1 rRNA gene is annotated in these 1,664 nt (G+C 52.5%); it reads left to right on the forward strand.

What is annotated here, in order from left to right:
• A 23S ribosomal RNA gene (locus WMO66_RS10520) occupies positions 1 to 1,664 on the forward strand; the annotation flags it as partial.

A 1,664-nucleotide genomic window follows, 5' to 3' on the forward strand; every position in this document is an offset into this window, starting at 1 on the left:
GAATGGTCTGGGAAGGCCAGTCAAAGAGTGTGAGAGCCACGTAGTCGAAAATGAAGTGAACGTAGCCGGATCCAGAGTACCGCGGGGCACGAGGAATCCCGTGGGAAGCCGGGGGGACCACCCTCCAAGCCAAAATACTACCTGATGACCGATAGAGGAGCAGTACCGTGAGGGAAAGGTGAAAAGCACCCCGGGAGGGGAGTGAAACAGTACCTGAAACCTTGTGCTTACAAGCAGACATAGCCCGTTAAAGGGTGGTGTCGTACTTTTTGTAGAACGGTCCGGCGAGTTATAGTAACTGGCGAGCTTAAGGTATTCAGTACCGGAGGCGAAGGGAAACCGAGTGTGAAGAGCGCGTGAAGTCAGTTGCCATAGACCCGAAACCAGGTGACCTAGCCATGTCCAGGATGAAGTGGAGGTAAAGCTCCATGGAGGTCCGAACCCACGTACGTTGCAATGTCCGGGGATGAGGTGTGGCTAGCGGTGAAATTCCAAACGAACTTGGAGATAGCTGGTTCTCCCCGAAATAGCTTTAGGGCTAGCGTAGGTAATGAGTTTCACGGAGGTAAAGCACTGTCTGAGCTAGGGGGCGATAAGCTTACTGAACTCTAACAAACTAAGAATGCCGTAGAAATGCTTACCTGCAGTCAGACTGCGAGTAATAAAATCCGTGGTCAAAAGGGAAACAGCCCAGACCCACAGCTAAGGTCCCAAATATACGCTAAGTGGAAAACGATGTGAGATTGCATAAACAACCAGGATGTTGGCTTAGAGGCAGCCACTCGTTCAAAGAGTGCGTAATAGCTCACTGGTCGAGTGATCTTGCGCGGAAAATTTAACGGGGCTAAGCGTATAACCGAAGCTTGGGAATGTCGAAAGACATTGGTAGGGGAGCGTCGTGTATGGGGTGAAGTCGCATCGGAAGGAGCGGTGGACTGTACACGAGTGAGAATGCCGGAATGAGTAGCGAGAATTATGTGGGAATCATAATGGCCGAAAATCTAAGGTTTCCTGGGGAAGGTTCGTCCGCCCAGGGTAAGCCGGGAGCTAAGGCGAGGCCGCGAGGCGTAGTCGATGCACATACGGTAGAAATTCCGTAGCCACCTCACACTAGAAAGCTGACACATGGAGATAGTCGAACCCGGCCGTTGGTCGCGCCGGGCGAAAGGGACCGAACTTATAGTAGGGAAGTCGATGATGCTCTGTGGCGAGAAAAGGCGAAGTGAGGTGCCCGTACCGCAAACCGACACAGGTAGATGAGGAGAGAATCCTAAGGCCAACGGGAGAAGGGTTGTTAAGGAACTCGGCAAATTGGTCCCGTAACTTCGGGAGAAGGGACGCCCTCGAAAGAGGGTCGCAGTGAATAGGCCCAAGCAACTGTTTACCAAAAACACAGGTCTCTGCTAAATCGAAAGATGACGTATAGGGGCTGACGCCTGCCCGGTGCCGGAAGGTTAAGAGGAGGGCTTAGTGGCAACACGAAGGCTTGAATTTAAGCCCCGGTAAACGGCGGCCGTAACTATAACGGTCCTAAGGTAGCGAAATTCCTTGTCAGGTAAGTTCTGACCCGCACGAAAGGCGTAATGATTTGGGCACTGTCTCAACAGCCCGCCCGGCGAAATTGTAGTACCGGTGAAGATGCCGGTTACCCGCAACTAGACGGA

The sequence above is a fragment of the Faecousia intestinalis genome, assembly GCF_040096185.1.
GTDB lineage: Bacteria > Bacillota > Clostridia > Oscillospirales > Oscillospiraceae > JAZOXB01.